Annotated in this window: 23 protein-coding genes; 7 read left to right on the top strand and 16 right to left on the bottom strand. The window is 64.4% G+C overall.

All coding sequences use genetic code 11. The annotated features are described in order from the left end of the window. Positions 1–282 precede the first annotated feature (282 nt). The 3 genes from AC0NIH_RS14720 to AC0NIH_RS14710 form a co-directional block, all read right to left on the bottom strand. Entirely contained in the window at positions 283–498 is a 216-nt protein-coding gene (locus AC0NIH_RS14720; RefSeq protein WP_352714768.1) for a hypothetical protein, read from the bottom strand. A gap of 257 nt (positions 499–755) precedes the next feature. Continuing rightward, positions 756–1208: a hypothetical protein gene (locus tag AC0NIH_RS14715; protein ID WP_352714770.1), complete on the bottom strand. Its 453-nt coding sequence runs from the start codon at positions 1206–1208 to the stop codon at positions 756–758. Between the two features lie 81 nt (positions 1209–1289). Beyond that, entirely contained in the window at positions 1290–2843 is a 1554-nt protein-coding gene (locus AC0NIH_RS14710; RefSeq protein WP_473467778.1) for a WD40 repeat domain-containing protein, read from the bottom strand. A gap of 159 nt (positions 2844–3002) precedes the next feature. Between AC0NIH_RS14710 and AC0NIH_RS14705 the strand changes: the two genes are divergently transcribed. Together AC0NIH_RS14705 and AC0NIH_RS14700 are read left to right on the top strand one after the other, a co-directional pair. Continuing rightward, positions 3003–3101, top strand: a complete 99-nt coding sequence (locus AC0NIH_RS14705; RefSeq protein ID WP_023767201.1) for a hypothetical protein — start codon at positions 3003–3005, stop codon at positions 3099–3101. 50 nt (positions 3102–3151) lie between these two features. Then, complete coding sequence (locus AC0NIH_RS14700) at positions 3152–3259, top strand: hypothetical protein (protein WP_023767200.1); 108 nt, start codon at positions 3152–3154, stop codon at positions 3257–3259. 1 nt (position 3260) lies between these two features. Here the strand turns inward: AC0NIH_RS14700 and AC0NIH_RS14695 are convergent, their stop codons facing one another. The 5 genes from AC0NIH_RS14695 to ku all read right to left on the bottom strand — a co-directional run bounded on the left by AC0NIH_RS14695 (position 3261) and on the right by ku (position 8273). After that, complete coding sequence (locus tag AC0NIH_RS14695) at positions 3261–4454, bottom strand: hypothetical protein (protein WP_473467776.1); 1194 nt, start codon at positions 4452–4454, stop codon at positions 3261–3263. Between the two features lie 141 nt (positions 4455–4595). Next, on the bottom strand, positions 4596–5366 hold the full coding sequence (locus AC0NIH_RS14690; protein WP_352714776.1) for an exodeoxyribonuclease III: 771 nt from the start codon (positions 5364–5366) through the stop codon (positions 4596–4598). A 7-nt stretch (positions 5367–5373) separates the two neighbouring features. Then, the gene (locus AC0NIH_RS14685) at positions 5374–6018 is read right to left on the bottom strand and encodes an alpha/beta hydrolase family protein (protein WP_473467774.1); all 645 of its coding nucleotides are present in this window, start codon (positions 6016–6018) and stop codon (positions 5374–5376) included. Between the two features lie 228 nt (positions 6019–6246). After that, positions 6247–7371, bottom strand: coding sequence for a tetratricopeptide repeat protein (locus tag AC0NIH_RS14680; protein ID WP_473467772.1), 1125 nt, complete (start codon positions 7369–7371; stop codon positions 6247–6249). Next, positions 7368–8273 (bottom strand): non-homologous end joining protein Ku, encoded by a 906-nt coding sequence (ku, locus tag AC0NIH_RS14675; RefSeq protein WP_473467770.1) that lies wholly within the window; start codon positions 8271–8273, stop codon positions 7368–7370. Before ku ends, AC0NIH_RS14680 begins: the two co-directional genes overlap by 4 nt. 317 nt (positions 8274–8590) lie before the next feature. Here ku and AC0NIH_RS14670 point away from each other — a divergent pair, with 317 nt between their 5' ends. After that, a complete protein-coding gene (locus AC0NIH_RS14670) occupies positions 8591–8878 on the top strand; it encodes a GIY-YIG nuclease family protein (protein ID WP_023767193.1) in 288 nt (95 codons plus the stop codon). Between the two features lie 81 nt (positions 8879–8959). Here AC0NIH_RS14670 and ligD read toward each other — a convergent pair whose 3' ends face one another. The 3 genes from ligD to AC0NIH_RS14655 all read right to left on the bottom strand — a co-directional run bounded on the left by ligD (position 8960) and on the right by AC0NIH_RS14655 (position 12197). Further along, positions 8960–11461: a DNA ligase D gene (ligD, locus tag AC0NIH_RS14665; RefSeq protein WP_473467768.1), complete on the bottom strand. Its 2502-nt coding sequence runs from the start codon at positions 11459–11461 to the stop codon at positions 8960–8962. A gap of 246 nt (positions 11462–11707) precedes the next feature. After that, the gene (locus AC0NIH_RS14660) at positions 11708–11932 is read right to left on the bottom strand and encodes a hypothetical protein (protein ID WP_473467795.1); all 225 of its coding nucleotides are present in this window, start codon (positions 11930–11932) and stop codon (positions 11708–11710) included. A gap of 61 nt (positions 11933–11993) precedes the next feature. After that, on the bottom strand, positions 11994–12197 hold the full coding sequence (locus AC0NIH_RS14655; RefSeq protein ID WP_473467766.1) for a hypothetical protein: 204 nt from the start codon (positions 12195–12197) through the stop codon (positions 11994–11996). Between AC0NIH_RS14655 and AC0NIH_RS14650 the strand changes: the two genes are divergently transcribed. Next, on the top strand, positions 12190–12504 hold the full coding sequence (locus AC0NIH_RS14650; protein WP_473467765.1) for an EthD family reductase: 315 nt from the start codon (positions 12190–12192) through the stop codon (positions 12502–12504). The genes AC0NIH_RS14655 and AC0NIH_RS14650 overlap by 8 nt on opposite strands. Positions 12505–12511: 7 nt before the next feature. On the opposite strand, the gene AC0NIH_RS14645 is transcribed toward AC0NIH_RS14650, so the two are convergent. Genes AC0NIH_RS14645 through AC0NIH_RS14630 form a run of 4 tightly spaced genes read right to left on the bottom strand, consistent with a single transcriptional unit; the run spans position 12512 to position 17463 of the window. Further along, on the bottom strand, positions 12512–13735 hold the full coding sequence (locus AC0NIH_RS14645; protein WP_473467763.1) for a GNAT family N-acetyltransferase: 1224 nt from the start codon (positions 13733–13735) through the stop codon (positions 12512–12514). 12 nt (positions 13736–13747) lie between these two features. Beyond that, positions 13748–14992: a GNAT family N-acetyltransferase gene (locus tag AC0NIH_RS14640; RefSeq protein ID WP_473467761.1), complete on the bottom strand. Its 1245-nt coding sequence runs from the start codon at positions 14990–14992 to the stop codon at positions 13748–13750. 3 nt (positions 14993–14995) lie between these two features. Then, complete coding sequence (locus AC0NIH_RS14635) at positions 14996–16297, bottom strand: polysaccharide biosynthesis protein (protein ID WP_473467760.1); 1302 nt, start codon at positions 16295–16297, stop codon at positions 14996–14998. Next, positions 16294–17463, bottom strand: coding sequence for a glycosyltransferase (locus tag AC0NIH_RS14630; protein WP_473467758.1), 1170 nt, complete (start codon positions 17461–17463; stop codon positions 16294–16296). The genes AC0NIH_RS14635 and AC0NIH_RS14630 overlap by 4 nt, the downstream gene beginning before the upstream one ends. A 316-nt stretch (positions 17464–17779) precedes the next feature. Between AC0NIH_RS14630 and AC0NIH_RS14625 the strand changes: the two genes are divergently transcribed. The 3 genes from AC0NIH_RS14625 to AC0NIH_RS14615 all read left to right on the top strand — a co-directional run bounded on the left by AC0NIH_RS14625 (position 17780) and on the right by AC0NIH_RS14615 (position 20660). After that, complete coding sequence (locus AC0NIH_RS14625) at positions 17780–18949, top strand: DUF1972 domain-containing protein (protein WP_473467757.1); 1170 nt, start codon at positions 17780–17782, stop codon at positions 18947–18949. Beyond that, positions 18946–20217 carry a glycoside hydrolase family 5 protein gene (locus AC0NIH_RS14620; protein ID WP_473467755.1) on the top strand — a complete coding sequence of 424 codons (1272 nt, stop codon included), beginning with the start codon at positions 18946–18948 and terminating at the stop codon, positions 20215–20217. The genes AC0NIH_RS14625 and AC0NIH_RS14620 overlap by 4 nt, the downstream gene beginning before the upstream one ends. Positions 20218–20372: 155 nt before the next feature. Next, positions 20373–20660, top strand: a complete 288-nt coding sequence (locus AC0NIH_RS14615) for a GIY-YIG nuclease family protein (protein WP_473467753.1) — start codon at positions 20373–20375, stop codon at positions 20658–20660. An 82-nt stretch (positions 20661–20742) separates the two neighbouring features. Here AC0NIH_RS14615 and AC0NIH_RS14610 read toward each other — a convergent pair whose 3' ends face one another. Next, entirely contained in the window at positions 20743–22104 is a 1362-nt protein-coding gene (locus tag AC0NIH_RS14610) for a VpsF family polysaccharide biosynthesis protein (protein WP_473467751.1), read from the bottom strand. Position 22105: the final 1 nt, after the last annotated feature.

Here is a 22105-nt window from a genome sequence, read left to right as displayed (position 1 = left end):
GCCGCCGTTTTGCCGCGAGGTCTCCTGACCTGCCTCATCTCGGAGGAACGAGCGGTGCCCCATCGGTCCATCATCATCAACACAGGCCACGGTCCAGGTACGGCGATTGCCGTATTGACGGTCGGATTGGTGGCGGTGGCGATTGTCTTCCTCATTCTGGGCGGGGCGCTCTATCTTGGCGAGCAGCCGTCCAATCAACATGGTCTCTCTTCCGTGCCAGCCCGATCGATCCAAGCGGCCGACCGAGGGGCGAACCGATGAGGGCGTGGCCGGATTGTCGTCTCAGAACTTGCAGTTGACCTTGCCGAGGACGATTTTTTCCGTGTCGTGGTTGTCGACGAAGAAGCCAGGGCTTGCGTCGCTTTCCGCCGCCGAACGATTGCTGGCGTCGCCCTGGATCAGGAACCGGCCAACAGACATCCACGCGCCGAAGCCCAGATGGTCCTGCTTGGTCTGATGGCCCGAACGCAGCGGATAAGAAAAACTGTTTCGCGCCATTGCCCCGCGAAGCAGAGCGCCGAATCCGCACCGCAGCTCCTGCCTATTCCGCTTTCGCGGAAGTTTCGAGCGCCCCGCAATGTGTCATGTTGCGGTTGCGGCGGTACGAGCCGCCCTGGTTGACGCGGACGCCCGAGCCATCCCAACAATGCGCCCCCCCGTCCGCGTCGGCCATGGCAAACGCCTGGGGCCGACCGACGCAGCCGCCGCGCGAAGCGACGATGAATATGTTGTCGCTTTTTGATCTAGCAACTGGATCAGTGGCCCCGCTGAATATCGAGACCAAACAGGAACCCGGTACCAAGAATGCCTATGGCGATGGCAACCAAAACCATTGCGCAGGCAATAGTGCGAAAAGCTGCCATCGATCTTACCCCATGCTGCAAGCTGCCGATCTCACGAAGTGTTCTACAGGCCAGTACAAGAAATCCAAAGGCAGCGGCTGCGGTTGCTCCCCAAACAAAAAGCACTGCCAAACTTCTCAACGTTGGCGGATGACTGTAAACACCGACGATCGCCTCAACGAAGTGATGAAGGAAAATCGGCGCGTATCCTATTGCGGCTAAGACGCCGCCGAGCGCAAAGTAAGTCACTAGGCGCCAGGGCCATTCTGAGAGCCAGCGTTTGCCGGCCAGTTTTCGTGCGCGATGATCCAGCACTGCAAAGCAAATACTGCCGGCAATCCAGCAAAAGCCGATCCACCAATTCATGCAGGCACCATACAAGGCCTACCGTTAGTTAGGGATTAAACCGTCACTATGTCCGGCCATCGATGTCTTGGCCTTTACACCTCACCCCGGCGCCCCCGCAAACAGCACCACGCCGTCGCCCCCCGTGGCCGGCCAATCCCTGATGGTGCGGTCGTAGCCGCCGGTCAGCACCGTGCCGTCGGGAGCAAATGCCACCGCGTAGATCGGGCCGGTCTGGCTGTCGAATATGGCGATCTGGTTGCCGGTTTCCATATCCCACAGCCTAGCCGTGCCGTCGAGCGAGCCCGACAGCAGGCGCTTGCCGTCGGCCGACAGCGCCAGCGTGTAGACGGTGCCCTCGTGACCCTCGAACCGCTTCACCTCGCGGCCGCTGTCGAGATCCCAGACCTTGATCGTCAAATCGCCGCTGCCGGTGATCAGATGCTGTCCGTCGGCGGTGAACACGGCGCCGTAGGTGCCCTGCTCGTGGCCGTGCCAGCTGCGCAATTGCTTGCCGCTGTCGATGTCCCAGAGCTTGAGCGTGCCGTCGATGCTGCCGCTGAGCGCCTGCTTGCCGTCGGGCGAGACGGCGACCGCGCTGATCGACCAGTCGTGCCCGGGCAGCACATGCAGCACGGAATTGTTGACGAGATCCCAGACGATGACGTTGCCGGTGTCGTGGCCGCTGACGGCGCGCTTGCCGTCCGGGCTGATCGCCAGCTTGTTGACGCCGCCATTCTGGCCGGACTGGAAGACATGCAGCACGGCACCATCGGCGAGTTTTCTCAGCACGATCTCGCCGTCGTCGCCGGCCGTTAGCGCGCTGGTGCCGTCGGGCATGTAGAGCGCTGTCCGAGCCATGTCCTTGTGAACGCCGAGATTGCGGATCAAGTGCTTGCCGCCAACATCCCACAGCTTGATGACGTGGTCGGTGCTGGCGCTCATGATCGATTGGCCGTCGGGCGCGACCGCCAGCCAGACGACCGCGTCGCGATGGCCGTCGGGCTGGGTTGGGGCCGGAGGCGGCGGTGGCGGCAACGGCGCCACCGTGGGCGGCGGAGTGTCCGCGACCTCCGGCGGCGTCGGCACGGCGGGCGTCTGCGGCGGAGCGGGCGGCACCGGTGTCGACGGTGGGTTGGCGGCTACCGGTGGTGGAGCCGGAGGGGCTGGTTCTATGGCTGGCGGCGTGCTGGTGCCATCCTGGCTCTTCGGTTGATCAGGCTTGGGCTCGGCAAGCTTGGGTTCATCAGGCTTGGGTTCGTCCGCCTTGGGCTCGCTGGCCACCTCGCCGCCATCATGCCACGGGCCGAACTGGTCAACGCCCAGCGCCGCCAGCACAACCAATGGCAAGGCAAAAAAGACCTTGCGCAGGCCAGGCCTGCCGGTCTCCCGCGCCTCCGCCGTTCGGCCGAACAGGGGCGCGCCGGCAAGGTGCGCCGGCCGGCCTGGCAAAAGACCGGCCCAGAGCAGCAAGGCGCCAACAAGGCAGGCAAGTCCCGCCACGGAGAAAACCAGAAGCCGCAGGGAGGCCGCATCTTGCGAAACGGAGGCCCGACCCCAGGCGAGGGTGGCGACGAGCGGATAAATCCGCGCCAGGCAGCCGATGGCAACCGCGGCCAGCAGAAACGCCAGCACCCTGTCAGCAAGTCTGTTCATCGCACCCTCCGCCCGTCCCTTCGAGCCAGGTTATCAGCGACATCAATACATCGCAAAAATAGTGGGAAGCCCCGCGGCGGCGGCCTTCAGGCGAGCGTGATTGACACCAGCCGACGATGTGGCACACTTCCAAAGGGGATATTCTGGAGAGCACAAGCCTTGAAGAAGATTTATGAGCGGCCTGCTCTGGTCAAGAAAGGCAATTTGAAGTCGATCACCGCCTCGGTCAACGGCGGCGTGGTGGTTTCCGGGCGGTGACTTCGGAACGCATCTGATTTTTTGTGGCGAAATATTGGGGAGACGGAACCATGAAGAAGACCTACGCGCGGCCTGCTCTGGTCAAAAAGGGCAATTTGAAACTGATCACGGCCGGGACCAACGGCACGGCCGTGACCTCGAACCCGCTCCCGCAATAGTTCAGCGCGTCAGCACCAAATCGTCCAGCACCATCTGCCAATGATGTTTCGTCGAAAGACGGACACGGGTTATTTCTTTGAGCATCGGGGCGTAGTGCAGCGGTGAAAGCGCCGATAGCGCCAGCGCATCGCTGGCCACCAGTTGCTCACCCAGCCAACACTCGATCAGCGCCATCTCCCCTTCCGACTTTAGCCATGCAGCGCTCAAAAGCACGGAGTGGAAACCGAACGGCGTCTCGCTCCAAAACTCGGCCGGGTAGCCACTGCTGGTATAAGCCACGTGGTCGCCCGAGACATTGCCGTTGACATAGCCTTCGCTGCCCTTGGTGTGGTCCTGCGCCATGGCGTTCAGGTTGCGCCATTGCAGCCCGGCATGGCCGCATGGGATTTTGCGGAAGCCTCGCCCGGTGACGTCGTCGAAGCCGATCGTGCGCAACGCCGGCTTGCCAGCCAGCGTTTGCGGCGACATCAGCCCGAGATCGGTCGGATAGGGCGAAAGCGCGAGCTGCCGGTCGAGGCCGCCGCCGGCGATCACCACCGCGTCGGCCTCATCGGCAAGCTCGAGCCGGAAGGCCGTGTCCGGCGCCAGCGCCCGCCTCTCCAGCTCTTGCCCGCTCGCCATCACCGACAGTGTCGCGGCGCCGTCCGCCGCCATCCTGCCCGCCAGGCTGCGCGGCGGCGCCAGGCCGACCGGCCTCGGCAGGTCCTGCGACACCAGACCGGCGGGCGAGCCCGGCTCCAGCCAGAAACGCTGCGATTGCGTCACGTTGGCACTGGGCGACCGCCATCCCGGTGGCACCGAAACCGAGAACCCGTAGGCGCCGGGTAAGCGGATCGCGGCATTGGCCGAAGATGTCGACATGGCAAAATTGGCAAAGCCAACGTTGTTTGTCCTGGCGGAAGCCACAAAGCCACCCTGCTCGTCGAACAGCCGCACCATGATACCGGCCATCGGCCGGTCGCCCACACCATATTTACCGTCGCGGTCGACATCGAGATAGACAAAGGACGAATAGTTGACGGTGCCGGTGCTGCGCTCCCAATCGCCGCGCACGGCATAATCGTTGGCCGGATCGGCCCGGCGAGCCGTGCGGCGACGGGACCGCGCTTGCCGCAACACCCAGACGACGCATGCCGCGACCGCGATGATGGCAGCGGCCGAGAGCATGATTTCGACGAGGCCGAAATCATGCATGGCAGATACGCTTCGGTCGGCGATTGCTGTCGATGTTCATGGACAACCCGGCTGCAAGAGTAAGCAACGTAGCTTGTGACATCGCCGCTGCACAGATGGGTGCCGGCAGTGACGGCGTGGTGATGCCGCAAGGCGCGTGCTTCACCTCAACTCCACCCAGACCGGCGCGTGGTCGCTGGCGCCATCCTCGCCGCGCACGTCGCGGTCGATGCCGGCCTCTTTCAACCGGCGCGCCAGTGTCTTCGACAAAAGGATGTGATCCAGCCGCAGGCCCGCATCGCGCGGCCAGCGGTTCCGACGGTAATCCCAGAATGTATAGAGCGTCTCATGCGGGTATTTCTTGCGTAACGCATCGGTCCAGCCTTGCTCGAGAAGCGCGGCAAAGGCAGCCCGGCTTTCCGGCTGCACCAGCGCGTTGTCGTCATAGGAGCGGGTGGCGTAGATGTCGCGCGGCTCGGGCACGATGTTGTAGTCGCCGGCCAGCGCCACCGGCAGGCCGGTGTCGATGAGTTGCCCGGCATGTGCGTTGAGCCGCTCGTGCCAGGCGAGTTTGTACTGGAATTTCGGCCCCGGCCGCGGATTGCCGTTCGGCGCGTAGAGGCAGGCAATGACGATGCCGTTCACCGCCGCTTCGATGTAGCGGCTCTGCTTGTCCCCATCGTCGCCCGGCAAGGCATCGCGGGTCAGCACCGGCTCGGCGCCCCGCGCCAGGATGGCCACACCGTTCCAGGTCGGCTCGCCCTTCCACACGGCGCCATAGCCGGCATCTGCAAGCGCGGTGCGAGGAAACTGCATGTCGCGCGCCTTGAGCTCCTGCAGGCAGACGACATCGGGTCTGGCGGCAGCCAGCCACGCCAGCAGGTTTTCCAGCCGGCTGTTGATGTTGTTGATGTTGAAGGTGGCGATCTTCATTGGCGGGTCAGGAGGCGATCCTGCCAGCCCAATCCCTCACCGTCTCCGCCAGCGTCTTCAGATGATCGCCAGCCGAAAACCCCGAAATGCTCTTGCGCGGCTTCAAATCATGGTCGCCATCCTCCAGCCAGACGACCTCGATGCTGTCGGAAAGCCCATAGCCCGCCACCTCCTCCGGCGTGCCGAACTCGTCGCGCGTGCCCTGGAAGATCAGCGTCGGCGTCTTCAGCCCGATGAGATGCTTGGTGCGCAATTGCTCGGGCTTGCCGGGCGGATGGAAGGGATAGCCGAGACAAACCAACCCGACGATCTCGCCCTTGGCGAACATCTCGTCGGCAACCATCGAGGCGACGCGCCCGCCCATCGACTTGCCGCCGATGATCAGCGGCCCAGTCACACCCCTGGCGCGAAGATCGGCGATCGCCTTGATGTATTCCGGGTTGACCGTCTCGGCCCGCGGCGGCGGCTTGCGGTGGCCGTAGCGGCGGGCCGCCATATAGTGAAACTCGAAGCGCGCGACCTGGAAGCCGGCGGTGGCAAGAGCCTTGGCGGTGGCGGTCATCGAAGGAGAGTCCATCGACGCGCCGGCGCCATGAGCGAGCAGGATGCTGATGGGGGCGGTGTCGTGGCCGTCGAAGAGGAAGCTGGTCATGGGGTGAGGTCCAGCGCGAAGGCGACGCTGCCAATCTCCCCCTTGTGGGGGAGATGCCCGGCAGGGCAGAGGGGGGCGCCAAGGAATGCCGGCCTTTCAAATTTCCCCAAGGCGAGACGGTCTGCAATGAGCCGATCCGTCGGCGGGACAGCGTCCCTCTCTGTCCTGCCGGACATCTCCCCCACAAGGGGGGAGATCGGCTGTTGTCGCGGCCTTCGCCAATCATGATCACCCCGCCGTCCGCGCCAGCTGCATATCCACGAACTGCACGCCCTTGGCCGCCACCCCAGCCCATTCCGACACCGCATCAAGCTCAAGATAGCGCACCCACAGCCGGCGTGCCTCCGGCAGATTGCCGGCGTCGAATTCGAGCCGGGCGAGGTTGAACACCGGGTCGGCATATTTCTTGTCGAGCGCGATCGCCTTCTGCAAATGCCTTCGCGCCGAGGCCTCGCGGCCCTGCTCGCTCCTCAGCCCGGCGAGGTTGAACCAGGCTTCGACGAAGGCCGGGTCGAGTTTTATGGCGCGGGCGTAATCATGCGCGGCCTCCGCCGCGTGGCCGCCGGCGCGCAGGCAGTTGGCGCGGTTGAAGGCGGCGATGGCATCGGTCGGGTCGATGGCGAGGCAGCGCTGGTAGAGTGCCGCCGCCCCGTCATGGTCGCCGCCCTCCTCCGCCATTTCGGCCTCGGTGAACAGTTCCTCCAGCGTGTCGTCGCCACTGGCGGCGGCGCCGAGATCGAACAGCAACTGCCCGTCGAGTTCGCTCTGGCCGCCTTCGAGATAGATCGCGTCGGGCCGGCCGTGCTGCGAGCCGACATTGAGCGACTTGGCGGTCAGCGAGGCGACCGGGCCGGAGCGGTGCACGGAGCGCACGATCGCGCCCCAGGCCGCGCCGCCGGCCACCAGCCCGGCATATTTGCGCGCCAGGATCAGGTCGCGAAAGGAATAGGGTTCCGCGTCATGCTCGAAGGCATCGAACAGCGAGAGCAGGTCAAGATCGGCGCCGGACAGCCGCGATTGCTCGATCAGCGATTGCCTGGACAACGAGGACGCCTCCGGCGCCGTCATCAGCCCGAGCAAGCGCAGAAAGCCGTTTTCGCTGATCAGCGTTCGCCCAGCCACGCGCTCGGCGGCGACACGGCGCTCGATCTCGGCATCGCCGCCTTTCGTCAATCCGGCCCTGGCAAGAAGTGTGCGGCCAAAGACGACATGCGTGGTGCGCCGGGTGATGCCACGCCTAAGCTGGCCGTGCAGGCGCTCGACCTCGCGCGCGGCGAGCCTGAGCGGAAACGCCGCCAGCGCGCCGATCGTGCCGAAGACGGCGCCTGGAACCGAAACGGCTGGTGCCGTCATTTCTTGCTCTTGCCGACCGCCTTCAGCAGATTGGCCTTCAGCGGATTTTCAGCCGCACCGCCCGCTGCCGCCTTCTTGGCGGCCGGCTTGGCGACTTCATCGGCCTTGCTCTTCGACTTGGCCGGTGGCTTCGACTGCGAAAGGCTGGCCTTCAGCGCATCCATCAGGTTGATGACATTGCCGCGCTCGGGGGCGGCCGCGATGATCGGCTTATGCCCTTTGAGCTTCTCGCGGATCATGCCCATCAGGGCGATCTCGTAGCGGTCCTCGTAATTCTTCGGATCGAAGGTGGTTTCCTTCTGCTTGATCAGCGCTTCGGCGAGCTCGAGCATTTCCGGGTCGGGTTTGCCCTCCGGGATATTGCCGAAATATTCAGCCGTGCCGCGCACTTCGTTCGGGTTCCTCAACGTGCACACGAACATGCCGTTCTCGCGTGCGCCGATCGTCACCACCCGCTCGCGGCTGGACAGCACAAGGCGAGCAATCGCCAGCTTGCCGGATTTGCGCATGGCTTCGCGCAGCACGGCAAAGGTCTCCTCCGCCATCGCGCCATCGGGCGCCATATAGTACGGCGCGTCCTGGTAGATGACGTCGACCTCATCCTCGTCGACAAAGGCCTCGATGTTCATCGTATGGTTGGATTCGATCCTCACCGCATCGAGGTCGGTATCGTCGATGATGATGTACTGCTTGTCCTCGTACTCGTAACCCTTGACCAGGTCCGAGCGCTCGACGAGCCCGAGTTCCGGATCGACCGGCTTCATGTTGATGCGGTTGTGGGTCTTCTTGTGCAGCTGATTGAACGAGATGCGCTCGCTGGCGCTGGTGGCGGGATACAGCCGCACCGGACAGCTCACCAGACTGAGCTTGAGATAACCCTTCCAACTTGCCCTGGGCGCCATGCTACACTCCTACGCGGCCATGCACTGACAAAGAACTGCAGCGCTTTCGTCCGAAGGACGATTGGCGCCGTGGAAATCCTACACCGACCCCGCACAATACCGGCAAATCCCTGACGAAATGTTTTAGCGCGCTGGAAGGGTCGGGAGCGGAGGATAGTTCAAATTGTATGAAGCGTCGATAATGCTCTTCGTCATCCTAGGGCGTAGCAAGGAGCGAAGCGACGCGGCGCAGCCCCTAGGATCCATGCCGTGACATCGATCGAAGAATGCGGCGGATCAGAATAGCCGTAGATCGCGCCACCCGCTATCGTGGCCACATGACCGGTTACGTCTACATGACCGCAAGCCAAAAGCGTGGCACAATCTACATCGGTGTCACCAACGACCTCGGTCGTCGCGTACCCGAGCACAAGTCCGGCCAAGGCTCAGGCTTCACCAGTCGCTACGGTGTGCAACGCCTGGTCTGGTACGAAGAGTATTTCGACATTACTGATGCCATTCAACGTGAGAAGTCCCTGAAACGCTGGCCACGGCAGTGGAAGATCGAACTGGTCGAGACGACCAATCCGGAATGGTTCGAGCTCTTTCGCGGAACTGGTTGGTGAGCGTTTTGCACCGTCGCGGCGCCCTTAAGTCGCGGCATGGATCCTAGGGTCTGCGCGCGTCGCTTCGCTCCTTGCTTCGCCCTAGGATGACGAAAGAAGGGCGGGCAAATCCCGCGCGAACTCCTCGATCTCCGCCCAAGGATCCCCCGACGTTTCCAACAACCCCGGCAGTGAGGAATAGTTCAGGTCCTGCGGCGCATCGATCGTCTCCAGATCGCCCCAGCTCACCGGCGTCGAGGCCGGCAGGTTGGTGCGCGCGCGCAGCGAATAGGGAGCCGCCGAGGTGTGGCCGCGCGCGTTGCGGTGATAGTCGATGAAGATGCGCTTCTTGCGGTTCTCCTTGCCCATTGTGGTGGTGAAGGCGTCAGGCGCCGTCGCCGCCAGATGGGTCGAGATGGCGCTGGTTGCCTGGTGCAGCTTCTTCCAATTCTGCTTCCGCGTCACAGGAACCGTGATGTGGATGCCGTTGCCGCCCGAAGTCTTGGCGAAGGGCACCAATCCCAGCCGCTCCAGCTCGCCCTTGATGTGGACGGCGGCCTCGACCACCTCGCGCCATGAAATCCCCTCGCCGGGGTCGAGGTCGAAGACGATCTGGTCGGGCTTGTCGAGGTTGGCGCGATGCGTGCCCCAGGTGTGGAACTCGACAACGCCGAACTGCGCCAGCGCGAGGTAGCCCTTGGCGCCTTCAACCGAGAGGTAGGATTTGGTCTCGCCGTCGGAATTGGTCGCCTCGAACGTCGCCACCGAAGGCGGCATGCCGGTGAAGGCGTGGCGCTGGAAGAAACAGTCCTTGGGCAGGCCGGTCGGGCAGCGCACCAGCGACACCGGACGGCCGAGAATATGTGGCAGCATGAAGTCGCCGACCAGCGCGTAGTAGACGGCGATATCGAGCTTGGTCGGCCCGGTCTTGCCGAACAGCCGCCGGGTCGGGTTGGTTACCCAGATGGTGGCGAGGTCCGCCTCCGAGATCAGCCTTTTGCGCTTGGCCGAAACCGGCGTCGACAAGCCGACATCCCGCAGGCCCCGGAACACCGCGTGGCGCAGCGCATTGTCTGATGTGCGGTTGGCATAGTGGATGTGGGCCGAGAACAACGGCTTCACCCAGTTCATCTCGCGCATGATCTCGCGCGGCACGCCTTCCGGCGCGGTCGCGCCCAATGTCAGCGTCTCCAGCCGGGCGAGCAGGTCGGCGGCGGTTTCGGCATCGAAACCGGTACCGACCTTGCCGCGATAATGCAGCTCGCCATCCTCGAATTCGGCAAGGCCAAGCGCGGCGAGCCCCTCGGCCGCGTCGGATATGGTGAAGCCGGCGATGACGAAATCGCCGGTCTGCCGCGCCTTGGTCTTGGTCCAGCTCTTGGTGCGGCCGCTCTGGTAGGTCGCGGTCGCCCGCTTGGAGACCACGCCTTCCAGCCCGAGCTCCGAAGCCTGATCGTATAGCCCCTGCCCGGAACCTTCGACATGGTCGGAGAACTGGATGGCGGAGTTGGCGCCCAGCCCGCCAAGCAGTTCGGCCAGCAGCGCCTTGCGCCGAAGGAGCGGCGCCTTCATCAGGTCCCAGCCATCGAGATGCAGGAGATCGAAGGCATAGAAATGCAGCTTGCTGCCGGCGCCCTCGGCCAGCGCATCCTGCAGCAGCGCGAAGCGGCTGATACCTCGGCCATCGAGCACGACGATCTCGCCGTCGATGATGGCCTCACGGCACGGCAGTTTGGCAAAGGCATGCGGAAGATCGCCATAGCGCTTCGTCCAGTCGATGCCCGCGCGGGTCATCAATCTCACCGCTCCGTCTGTGAGATGCGCCATGGTGCGATAGCCGTCGAACTTGATCTCGTGCAGCCAGAGCTCGTTTGTGTTCTCGGCTGGGCTTTCGCCGCCCGGCGGCTTCAGCACCTGTGTCGCCAGTTGCGGCTCGATTCGGCTCAGCGCCCGCGCCTTGACCGCGCCGGGCAGCGTGCCCGGCTTCAGTGACCCGGGCTTGGGCGCGGATCTGGCCGCCGGTTTCGCGGACGCCGCCAGTTCCTCGATGCGCAATCCGGATTTCACGCTTTCCGGCCGCGCTTCCAGGATGTCGAGTGCGGTATCGGAGGCAAGGTCGCGCTCCTTGAACAGCAGCCAGTTTTTCTTGTTCTCATCCTCGCCGGGTTTGGGCTTCAGCCTGGTCAGCATCCAGCCGCCATTGAGCTTTTCGCCGGCCAGCCGGAACTTGAAGGCGCCTGTCCCGAGGCTCTTCTCGACATCGTCCATCGGCGCCCAGGTGCCGGTGTCCCAGACGATCATCGGCCCGCCGCCATACTCGCCTTCGGGGATGACGCCCTCGAAGTCGATATATTCGAGCGGATGGTCCTCGGTCTCGACGGCCAGCCTTTTGTCGGCCGGGTTGAGCGAGGGCCCGCGCGGCACCGCCCAGCTCTTCAGCACATCGCCGACCTGCAGCCTGAGATCGTAATGATCAGCGGTGGCGTGATGCTTGTGGACAACGAAGCGGTTGCCGTGAGCGGTGATCAGCGCGCCCGCCGGCTCCGGCGTCTTGGAGAACTCGCGCTTGGCGCGATAGGTTTTCAGTTTCGGAGACGTGGTCATGGCATGGAGCGAAGTATGGCAACCAAGTACCAGCGTCTCGTTCCGTCACACCCCCCTCTGTCCTGCCGGACATCTCCCCCGCAAGGGGGGAGATTGGATGTCGCGAATGCTTTCGCCAATCTCCGATGGCGAAGAAGAGACGCCAAGCTCGAAGCTGCCGATCTCCCCCCTTGCGGGGGAGATGTCCGGCAGGACAGAGGGGGGTGCTGTCCCGCCAGCGTTCCGGAAGGAGTGGGGATCACGCGCTCAATCGTCAGCAACCGGCGTCAGCTCGAGCTCGGCCGGGGTCAATCCTTGCTGCAGCTGGCTCAGCCGGAACTCATCCACCCAATAGGCCTCGCCGTCGACCAACACGCGCGCCCGGTAGGCGCCGTCTGAAAAGCTCTGCGCGGTGATGTAGACCTTGTGGCGGTCGAGCGCCTTGCGCACCGCGGCGCGCTTGGCATTCTGGCCGGTGACGGGACTGAACATGACGCTGCCCTCGGTCGCCCTGACACGCAACACGGCCGCTCCCGCGGCCCGGCGACTGGCCTCAAGGATGACGGAGACGCACGGTCCTGTCAATTTCGCGCAGCTCAGTCAAATTCTGCCAGGCTTTTGAAGAGGTTTGGGCCTCGGCCTGAATCAAAACATGAGACCGCTGTCGAAATCCGTTCTCCTGGAACGACATTGGTGCGGCGGCGATGAACATCGCGGCGCCGATCACGCCAGACAATGGGAGCACCACAATGGCCAAGATGCTTGTCATCTACAAAACCCCCGCCGATCCGGCTGCCTTCGACCGGTATTATTTCGACATCCACGTGCCGCTGGCCAAGCAGCTTCCCGGCCTGCAACGCTACGAGATCAGCCGGCGGCCGATCGTGAATGTCCTGCAGGGCGAGGTGCCCTACATCGTGGCGACGCTTTATTTCGACAGCCTGGAGGCCATCCGCAGCGCCTTTGCCAGCGAGATCGGCCGGGCCTGCGCCGTGGACAGGCGCAAACTCGCCGGCGATGACGATCTCGCGGCGATGCTGCTTTTCGATACCGAGCCGCTGTGAACTGGCTTCAGTCCTTCAACCGCCGCAAACGGCGCATCGCACCCTGCACGGCCTTGAACAGCCCTGGCCGGGAGCGAATGAAAAGCTCGGTCTTCCCGCGCAGCCTGATATAGGCGGTCGAGCCCCTGCCCCGCAGCGTTATCGGCACGCACAGTTCGGCCAGCACCGAACTCGACGCGCCGATATGCTGCTTGTAGCCCTGGCCGCCGACCGACAGGTCGAAATAGTCGAGCCCTCGCGCACGTCCCCACATCATCAGCTTGCCGATCATGGTCAGGCCCGGCGCAGCGTTGGCGACCGCGTCCTGATCGATCCCGAGCAGAAGGGCGTGAATTGTGCCCTTCATGATCAGCGCGTACATGACGGCGAGATAATCTTGACCGACACGCAGCCCGAAGATCCGCACCGATCCGTCGGTCAGGCCCCGCAGGGCCGCGTCGCGGTAGAAGTCGACGACCGGCGCCTGGGTCAGGAGGTCGAAACGCCCGAGCTCACGAAACCGTTTCAGCCGCAGTTCGAGGAGCTTGTCGAAGAGTTCCTGCGTCAGCGCCGGCGTGTCGGCCTCGACCAGGGCGAGCCCGCCCATTTGTTCGAAGCGGCGGCAATGCTTGTGGAAATTCTTGGCGAAGGACGATTTGCAGATGCGCTTGATCAGCGTCTCCGGTTCGCCGTGAAGGACGAGGCCCGAGGCGATCTGGATCGAGTCGCGCGCCACCGAAAGCAGCGCCAGCGGATTGGCGACGCCGTGGATCTGTTTCGGGATGCCCGCGATGTGGATGCGGTCCGCCGGCGGCAACACCGAGCGGATCGCGGCCCAGGCTGCGTCGGCACTTTGCGTGGTCCATTCTCTCTTGTCCGCCAGCAGCGGTGCCGAATAATCGCATACGCCGCGGCTCAGCCATTCGATCACAGTGTGGCCGAGTGCCCGGCGCCGCATCAGCGGCAGCAGCATGACAGGCGCGCCGGTGGCGGCGTCGTTGACTTCGACGACGAGCAACTCGGCGCCCTTGGGCATCAGCCGTTTGGCGATTCCTTCCACCCAGGCAAGGCTCTGGTGGCCAGTACACAGGCCATGCGCCTCAACGAGCAGCCATAGCAGCCTTGCCGTGTCGAAGCTGGTGTGCAGCCGGGCCGTAAAGCGCTGGGTTGCAGCAGCACCGGCGACAGTCGGAGAAGGCGAGCCATCGGGCAAATCCGCTGTCGGAGTCGTTCGCATCGCGTAGCTTGCCACATGCTTCTCCTGTCATTGCGGCTCGCTGGATCCCCCACGCAAACGCCGCAAGCCTCGCATCAGTCCCTGGGCCGCCTTGAGCAGCCTTGGGTTGGAGCGCACGAAGGCCTCGGCCCGGTTGCGGAACTCGATGGCAGCGCCCGCGACACTGCCACGCATCGTAACCCCCTGGCGAAGCTCGGCCAGCACCGAACCCTTGGCGCCCATATGTCCCTTATAGCCCTGGTTGCCGACCGACAGATCGAAATAATCGAACCGCCGCTCGCGCGCCCAGCCTATCAGCCTGCCCATGATCAAAAGGCCAGGTGAGACGTTGGGAACCGCATTCTGGTCTATCGCTATCAGCAAAGCGTGAACAGTGCCTTGATGGACGACCAGATATTGAGCGGCGATCAGAGCCTCGCCAACGCGCAGCCCGAAGAGCCGCACCGATCCGTCCGACAGGCCCTGCAGGGCGGCTTTGCGATAGAAATCGACAACCGGCTCTTGCGTCAGCAGGTCGAAACGGCCCATTTCGCGAAAGCGGTTGAGTCGCATCCGGACCAGACCGTCGAAGATGAGCTCGACCAGGGCGGGTGTGTCGGCCTCGACAAACTCCAGGCCGCCGAGCCGTTCGAGCCGGCGCCAGTCCTTGCCGAATTCCTTGACGAAGGATGGCCTGCACAGGCGCTTGAGGACGGTTTCCGGGTCGCCGTCGATGGCGAGCCCATAAGTGGTCTGCATGGAATCGCGCGTGGCCGCGAGCAAGGCCAGTGGATTGGCGACGCCGTCGATCCGCGGCGGAATTCCCATGATGTGGACACGGTCCGCCGGCGGCAGCACGGAACGCACTGCCGTCCACGCGGCTTGTGCGGATTGTGCGGTCCACACGCTCGCGTCGGCCAGCAGCGGCGCCGAATAGTCGCAGACGCCGCAGCTCAGCCACTCGATCACCCGATGGCGGAAGGCTGGCCGCAGCATCAGCGGCACCAGCATCAGGGGCGCGCCGGTCACCGCGTCGTTTACTTCAACGATGAGCGCCTCCGCGCCGGCCGGCATCAGCCGCGCCACGATCCCCTCGACCCAGGCAAAATGCTGGTGGGCGGTGCAGACACCATCCGCCTGGAAGCGCAGCCAGAGCGGCCTGACCGCCTCGAGGCTTGTGTGTAATCGCGCCGTGTAGGCGCCGTTCGCAGAGACAGCGGCAGGTTGGGAGACCTGCCCGCCGGGCAGGCCGTCCACCGCAGCAATTTGCACTGCCTCGCCTGTCAAATCCATCTCCTACCGCTTTGCCGCGGCGAACGGGACCGCTCGCCGCCAAGTGCCCGGCCGGCTGTTGCGCTGCTGGTCCGGGTGCTCGATGTTCCACATGCGATGACGCACGAAATACCATGATGCCACGAGCACGAAGATCTCCGAGATCGCGGAACCCGCCAGCGACCAAGGTGGAGAGGCTATGGCCAGCAGGATCGCGATCAGCGCCAGCCCGACGATCGCGCCGCCCGTCGTGATGAACGCGACGATGCGGAAATCGCCGAGGATCTCGAGCACGATGCGGGGCATGATGTAGAGCATGATCGGGACAAAATTCGCGATCACGAACACTCCGATGAAGCCCACCGAGGCATCCTGTAGGGCTTGGGATTTTATCATCGGCAAGACCGCCATGATGGCGCACCCATAAACCAGGCCGCCGAGCCCCATGACGAGCGACCAGATTTTTGCCTGCGCCCAGACACGGGCCGTTTCGTTGTTCCGCATCAGCTTCGCCAGCTCCGGCTGCGTCATGTTCACGAAGGCAAGACTGATGATGCGCAGCGGGGCAAACAGCACCAGCACCGCCGCCAGCGGAGCATAGGCGGCAGGCCCGGCAATGCCGGCAACCAGCAGCGCCAGGCATTGGCCCTGGATGTTGGTGGTGGTGGCGCTGAAACCCGACCACCGCAGCTGGGGCCAGAGCCTGGCATAACGCCGCCGCGTCGGCATGCGGAAGCTGATGCGGATCGTGCGGCGCGCCAGCCGAACCAGGACGACGATGCCAAACACATTCGCCGCGGCGAGAGCATAGAACACCGTCTGCAGCGCGCCCTGGGCGAACCAGATGGTGAACCCGGTCAGGACGGTGCCGGCGATGGTGAAGGCGGCGTCGCTGATGGAGACGACCACCTGCTGGCGACGGGCGAAGAATGCCGTGCGCATGTGGCTGCGCAACGACCACGCGCCGACAAAGCAGCCGGCGGCGATGCCGCTCGGATCGCCCAGGACGCGCATCAGGATCGCGGTGCCAATGGCCATCAGCAGCGCCACCACCACCGCCGCCGTCCCGAAGGCGACATCATGGGCGTCGACGCCGGCGCTGTTAGTGCTCTTGCTCATCCAGATCGAGGCGGGAACGGCGGTGAGCGATCTGATGTAAGACAGGCCGACGCCGCCCATCACCATGCCAATGGCGAACAGGCCGTAGCCTTGTGCCGACAGCATGTGCAGCAGCGTCAGGTTGAGGGCAAAGTGAAAGCCGCTCTGCATCGCCTCGCCGCCGACCATCAGCACGAGGCGCCGCACCAGATGGCCCGGGAATCTCACGATCGTGTCTCCGCCTGGCGACTGCTTGCCGCCCTGCCCGGCCTTGCCATGGTTGCCTTCAGCTTGTCGGCGGCGATCGCCGCGATCGCGGCCGCCGCGACCGGTTCGCTGAAGACCGCCTCGTAGCGCGCGCGGCCTGCGGCGATAAAACCGCGCCAGGCCTCGGGGGTAAGGATGATCTCCTGCAATTTCCTCGACAGCGCCGCTGCGTCGCCTGGCGGCACATGCCAGCCGGTCTCGCCGTCGCTGACCACCTCGACCAGTCCACCGATCGCCGACACCAGCGGCGGCCGGCCATAGGCCATCGCCTCGATGGCGACACGGCCCAGCGATTCGGGGCGTCGCGACGGCACGGTGACGATGTCGGCCCAGCGATAATGCTCCGAAGGGTCCGGTATGAAAGGCAGGACACTGACACGCCCGGTCAGGCCCATGCTGCCGACCAGTTCGGCCAAGGCGCGCTCGCGCTCGACGCTTTCGAAGGCGCCGCCGACCAGCCGCACTTCGATCCTCGACTTGAGCTCCGCCGGCATGGAGGCGATCGCCTCGAGCAGCACTTCCTGGCCCTTGATCCGGTTGATGCGGCCAAGCAGCAACACCCGCAGCGGGCGCTTGCCGTCATAGGTCATCGCTTCGGCCGCCGGCGGGCCGGCAACGCCGTTGTAGACGACATGCGAGCGCGCGGATTTGGGCTCACCGAATGCGGCGCGGGTTGCGCGCGAGTTGAAGATGAGATCGGCATGGCTCCAGTGCATCAGGCCGACGAGGATCCGACGCATGGCGCCTTCGGGAATTTCATGGATGTGCAGCACCGCCTTGCTGGGCAGGAAGCGGGCGGCCAACGCGTAATCAGCGACGATCGAGGTGTTGACATAGGTGAGATCGCAATTCCTGAGCCGCCGCCATGCTCTCAGCACGGCAACCGGCAGTCGTGCCATCTCGACGGTGGCAAGGCGCGCGATGGCCTGGCGCCTCAGCACCCACAGCGGCTCGAAGACGATGCGGCTGGCATGCGGTTCGAGGATCCCTACGATCGGGCCGCTGCGCGGCAGCACGACTTCGATGTCGGCGGACGGAAACGCCGCGCGCAACGCAGCGACGCTCTCCGCGAAGCTGCGGTCTGAACCATAGAGTTCATATCCCTGATGAACGCAGGCAATCCGCATCTTTGTATCCCGCCAGGTGCTGCACCATCGCATTGACTGACGGCGTGCAGAAACCGCTACGCAAAAATCATGCCTGGCTTGATCTGCCCGGCCGCCGGCCAACCAACCATGGCACTGCCTCGTTTCGATGCAGCTACGCACAGAAGGGTTGACCGAGAATGAAACAATCACCGGTCCAACACTGTTTTTTTACAACCCGGAGCGATGATCACCTGCCCAAACGCGAAGATTGTGGGATGGCACGGAAGTTGCCGGTCTCTAATTATTAATGCAGCAATTGCTAATATAAAGAACCTCTCTGAAAGCGCCAACAACCATGAAATCGGAAAAGCCTTCCATCCTGATCCTGGGGACCCGCGGCATCCCCGCGGCCCATGGCGGCTTTGAAACCTTCGCCGAGAAGCTGGCGCTTTTCCTTGCCGGGCGAGGCTGGAAGGTCGGCGTCTACTGCCAGGAGGAGGTCGAGCGGGTCGACCGGAGGATGCGCACCGAAACCTGGCGCGGCATCGAACTCATTCACATCCAGGTCGCCTCGAAAGGACCGCGCGCGACGCTGGAATTCGATTGGCAATGCGTGCTCGACGCCGCCCGGCGGCCCGGCGTATGCCTGGTGCTCGGTTACAATGGCGCGGTCTTCCTGACCTGGCTCAGGCTGATGCGACGCAAGATCATCACCAACATGGACGGCATCGAATGGCGCCGCCCAAAATGGGGACCGGCGGCACGCACATGGTTCTGGCTCAACGAGTGGATCGGCGCCTGGGCCTCGCACCGCCTGGTCGCCGACCATCCTGTCATCGCAGACCATCTGGCGACGCGCCGGCCGCGCAGTGCCATCACCACCATCGCCTATGGCGCCGACCCGGTGACGGCGGCACCGGAGGCGCCGGTTCGTGCGCTCGGCCTCGAGCCCGGCAAATACCTGATCTCGATCGCGCGCATCGAGCCCGACAACAACATCCTGCCGATCGTCGAGGCCTTCTGCGGCCAAAAGCGCGACATGAAGCTGGTGGTGCTGGGCACGCTCTCCGACGAAATCCCCTATCATGTCGCCATCCGCAAGGCGGCGAACGCCTCTGTGGTCCTGCCGGGCGCCATCTACGACCAGGCGACGGTGAAGGCGCTGCGGTATCACGCGCGCGCCTATCTGCATGGCCACACGGTCGGCGGCACCAACCCCTCGCTGGTCGAGGCGCTGGCCGCCGGCAACATGGTGATCGCCCACGACAATCCGTACAACAGGTGGACCGCGGGTGCCGCCGCCATCTTCTTCAAGGATACGCAGAGCTGCGCCGAGCGGATGCAGCAGGCGCTGGAGGACGACACCCTGGTCAAGGCCTGCGGTGAGGCAGCGAGGACGCGCGCCCGCGAAGCCTTCCGCTGGGAGGATGTCCTGGTCGCCTACGAGAATGAAGCCTACCGGCTTCTCGGCGTAACCGCTGCCGAGAGGGTCGCGATCGACCGTCCCTCGGCCGGCGCGGTATGACGGGCTGGTCCCGACGGCGGGTTCTCAGGACGGCGCTGTCGCTGGCGCCGGCAGCAGTGGCGCTGGCACCGCTTTCGTCGGCAACGCCCGCCCTCGCCGCCCGTGGCGAATGGCGCTTTCGCCGTGGCGTCAACGCCTGGCCCTGGTTTGCGCTGACGCGGGAATTTCCGGCACCGCGCACCGACTATGCCTGGCCGCCGTTCCAATCGCAGCGACCGGTGCCGACACCAGAGGATCTTCGCCGGCTGCGCAAGACCGGACTCGATTTCATCCGCCTGCCCGTCGATCCCGGCCCGTTCCTGGCAGCCGACGCCGCCACGCGCGGCAAGTTGCTGGACATGCTCGACGCGGCCGTCACCGCCACAATCGACGCCGGTCTCGGCATAATCGTCAACGTCCAGGCCAATGGCGCCACCCACTACTGGAACCCCGACCGCATGGTCTCCAGCACCGCGGCGCTCGAATTCGCGGCCTATCGGGCGCTGGTCGGCGAGCTTGCCGGCAGGCTCGCGCGGTTCACGCCGGGCATGGTGGCGCTGGAGCCGGTCAATGAACCGCCGCAATCCTGCGATTCCAACGTCTGGTCGCAGGTCCAGCTTGCCCTTCTGACGGCGGCCAGGGCATCGTCCGCGACCTTGCCGATCGTCGTCACCGGCGGCTGCGGCTCGATGGTGAGCGGGCTGGCGGCGCTCGATCCCGAACCGCTGGTTGCCTTCGAGCCGATCCTGTTCACCTTTCATTTTTACGAGCCCTATCTGTTCAGCCACCAGGGCGCGCCCTGGATGCGCGAGCCCGTCTACCGCGCGCTGAACAATGTGCCGTGGCCGGCCTCCGCTGGTTCGCTCGACGCGACGCTGGCCTCCGTCAGGGCACGCATGGCCGAGGATACCGAGACCTCCGAAGCGGACAAGAAAGCCGCCTACGCGGAAACCGAGCGCGTGCTGAAGGTCTATTTCGACGCCCGGCCCGACCGCTGGTTGATCGACAAATATCTCAGCCAGGCGCGCGACTGGGCCGACAGCCATGGCATTGCACCGGACCGTGTCGTCCTGGGCGAATTCGGCGCGCTGCGCACCGACGCGCGTTATGTGGCAGCGCCCAATCCCGATCGCGCCCGCTACATCGCAGATGTCAGGCAGAGCGCCGAGTCGTTCGGCTTCCCCTGGGCCTTCTGGGACCTCTTCGACGGCATGGGCATGATGGACGACACCACGCGCGCGCTCGACCCGGCGATGGTGGAGGCGCTTGGGTTGAGGATGCCGGAGTAGAACTGGCGGCCGAAAGTGGCCGAGCGCCTCCCCTCTCTTCGTCATCCTAGGGCGGAGCAAGGAGCGAAGCGACGCGGCGCAGACCCTAGGATCCATGCCGTGAGGTTGCGGTAGAATGCAGCGGTCCCTGAATCCCACGCGAGCACAAGTCACGCATGACCGGATATGTCTACATGACTGCAAGCCAGAAGCGCGGCACGATCTATATCGGCGTTACGAATGACCTCGGCCGCCGCATCCCGGAGCACAAGTCTGGCCATGGCGCGGGCTTCACCAGTCGCTACGGTGTGCAGCGCCTTGTTTGGTACGAAGAATACTTCGACATCACCGACGCTATACAGCGCGAGAAGTCCCTCAAGCGTTGGGCACGCCAGTGGAAAATCGACTTGATCGAAAAGACCAATCCCGAGTGGTTCGAACTTTTCCTCGGCACGGGATGGTGAGCATTCTGCGCCGCTGTGACGCCTCAACGTCCCGGCATGGATCCTAGGGTCTGCGCCGCGTCGCTTCGCTCCTTGCTCCGCCCTAGGATGACGAAACGCGGGGTTGCGTCTGAAGTCGGTGCATCCCTTGCACCCTTTGCCCCACCGCACCCCGCGCCGGCCTGTACAGCACCAGCGCGATCGCCACGAATTTAGTCATGAGCGTCGTCTTGGAGGCAAGGCTCTCGGAGGTGTTGAGCAGGATCAGCCAACCCAGCATCGGCAGCCAGATGCCGGGATGACAGCGGCGTGCGACCTCGTGCATGAACAAGGTGAAGCCGAGCAGCATCAGCAAGGTGAAGAACGCGCCCTGGTAGAGGACCAGGCGGATGATCGGATTCTCGATGCCCTGCTCGAGGCCGCTGATGCGGCGCATGCTTTCGAGGAGATCGATATCGGGCCCGACGATCAGGTCGCGCAGTTCCAGATGCTTGAAGAGCTCGAACATTTCGACGCGGGCATTGGCGCTGCCGCTGTCCGACACGAAGCGCTCGAGCAGTGCATCGAAGAAGCCGTAGGAGAACAGCATGGCGAACACGACCGGCAGCAGCGAGGCGAGCATGACCGCAAGGGCCGCACCCGGCAGGCTGATGCGTCCTCGCCGCAGGTAAGCCACGCCACTGACAAGCAAATAGATGCCACCGAGAACAATCGTCGTCACCATCGCCGAGCGCCCGCCGAACGCGACCAGCGCGGCGAATTGCAACCCGACCAGCCCGAGCCGCATCGGCATCGACAGCGATCGTGAGCCCGAAAGCAGCGCCAGCACATAGATCGAGGTGATCGTGGCATTGGCCAGCGGATGCCCCTGAAGGGCGGTCGAGCGTAGGTCGGAGACGAACATCACGCCGTCGAGCCGGTAGGGGAAGATCAGCGTCTTGGTCGCGAATTCGAACAGCGCCAGCACTGCATTCGCCGTCATGATCGCATGAACGACCGTCTGCAGCCGGGCGAAGGTCCGTTCGTCGTTCTCGCTCAGCATCATCACCAGCAGCGCCGGTGTCACGAACGTGTCGATCATGCCGGCCATGCCGGGGCGTTGCCTGACGATGACGATGATCAGCAAAAAGATCGAAATGACTGCCAGCAATGCGCTGGCCGGCCGCCTGTCGGCGACATGGATGGTGTAGCCGACCGGATTGCCGAACGTGCATGAGCGCCAGACAAACGCCAGCACCAATACATAGGTGGACGGGTGGATCTTGGTCGCCGGATTGCCGATCAGGCCGTCATAATTGTAGCCCACCAGCCATAGCATGCCGCCCGAGACGGCGAACAGCAAAGCCACCGTCGCGACCAATCCGAAGCGGGTCACCAAGTCGACGGAGCTGCCGGCGCGGGGCGCGGCGGCTTGACCAGCTTCTGTCCAGCTGGCTGCCGGGTTGGTGGCCCGGACGGCAGCCATG

The sequence above is a fragment of the Mesorhizobium sp. WSM1386 genome, assembly GCF_055901595.1.
The sequence above is the reverse complement of the archived record's forward strand: the minus strand, read 5'-3'. Positions and strand labels throughout refer to the sequence as shown.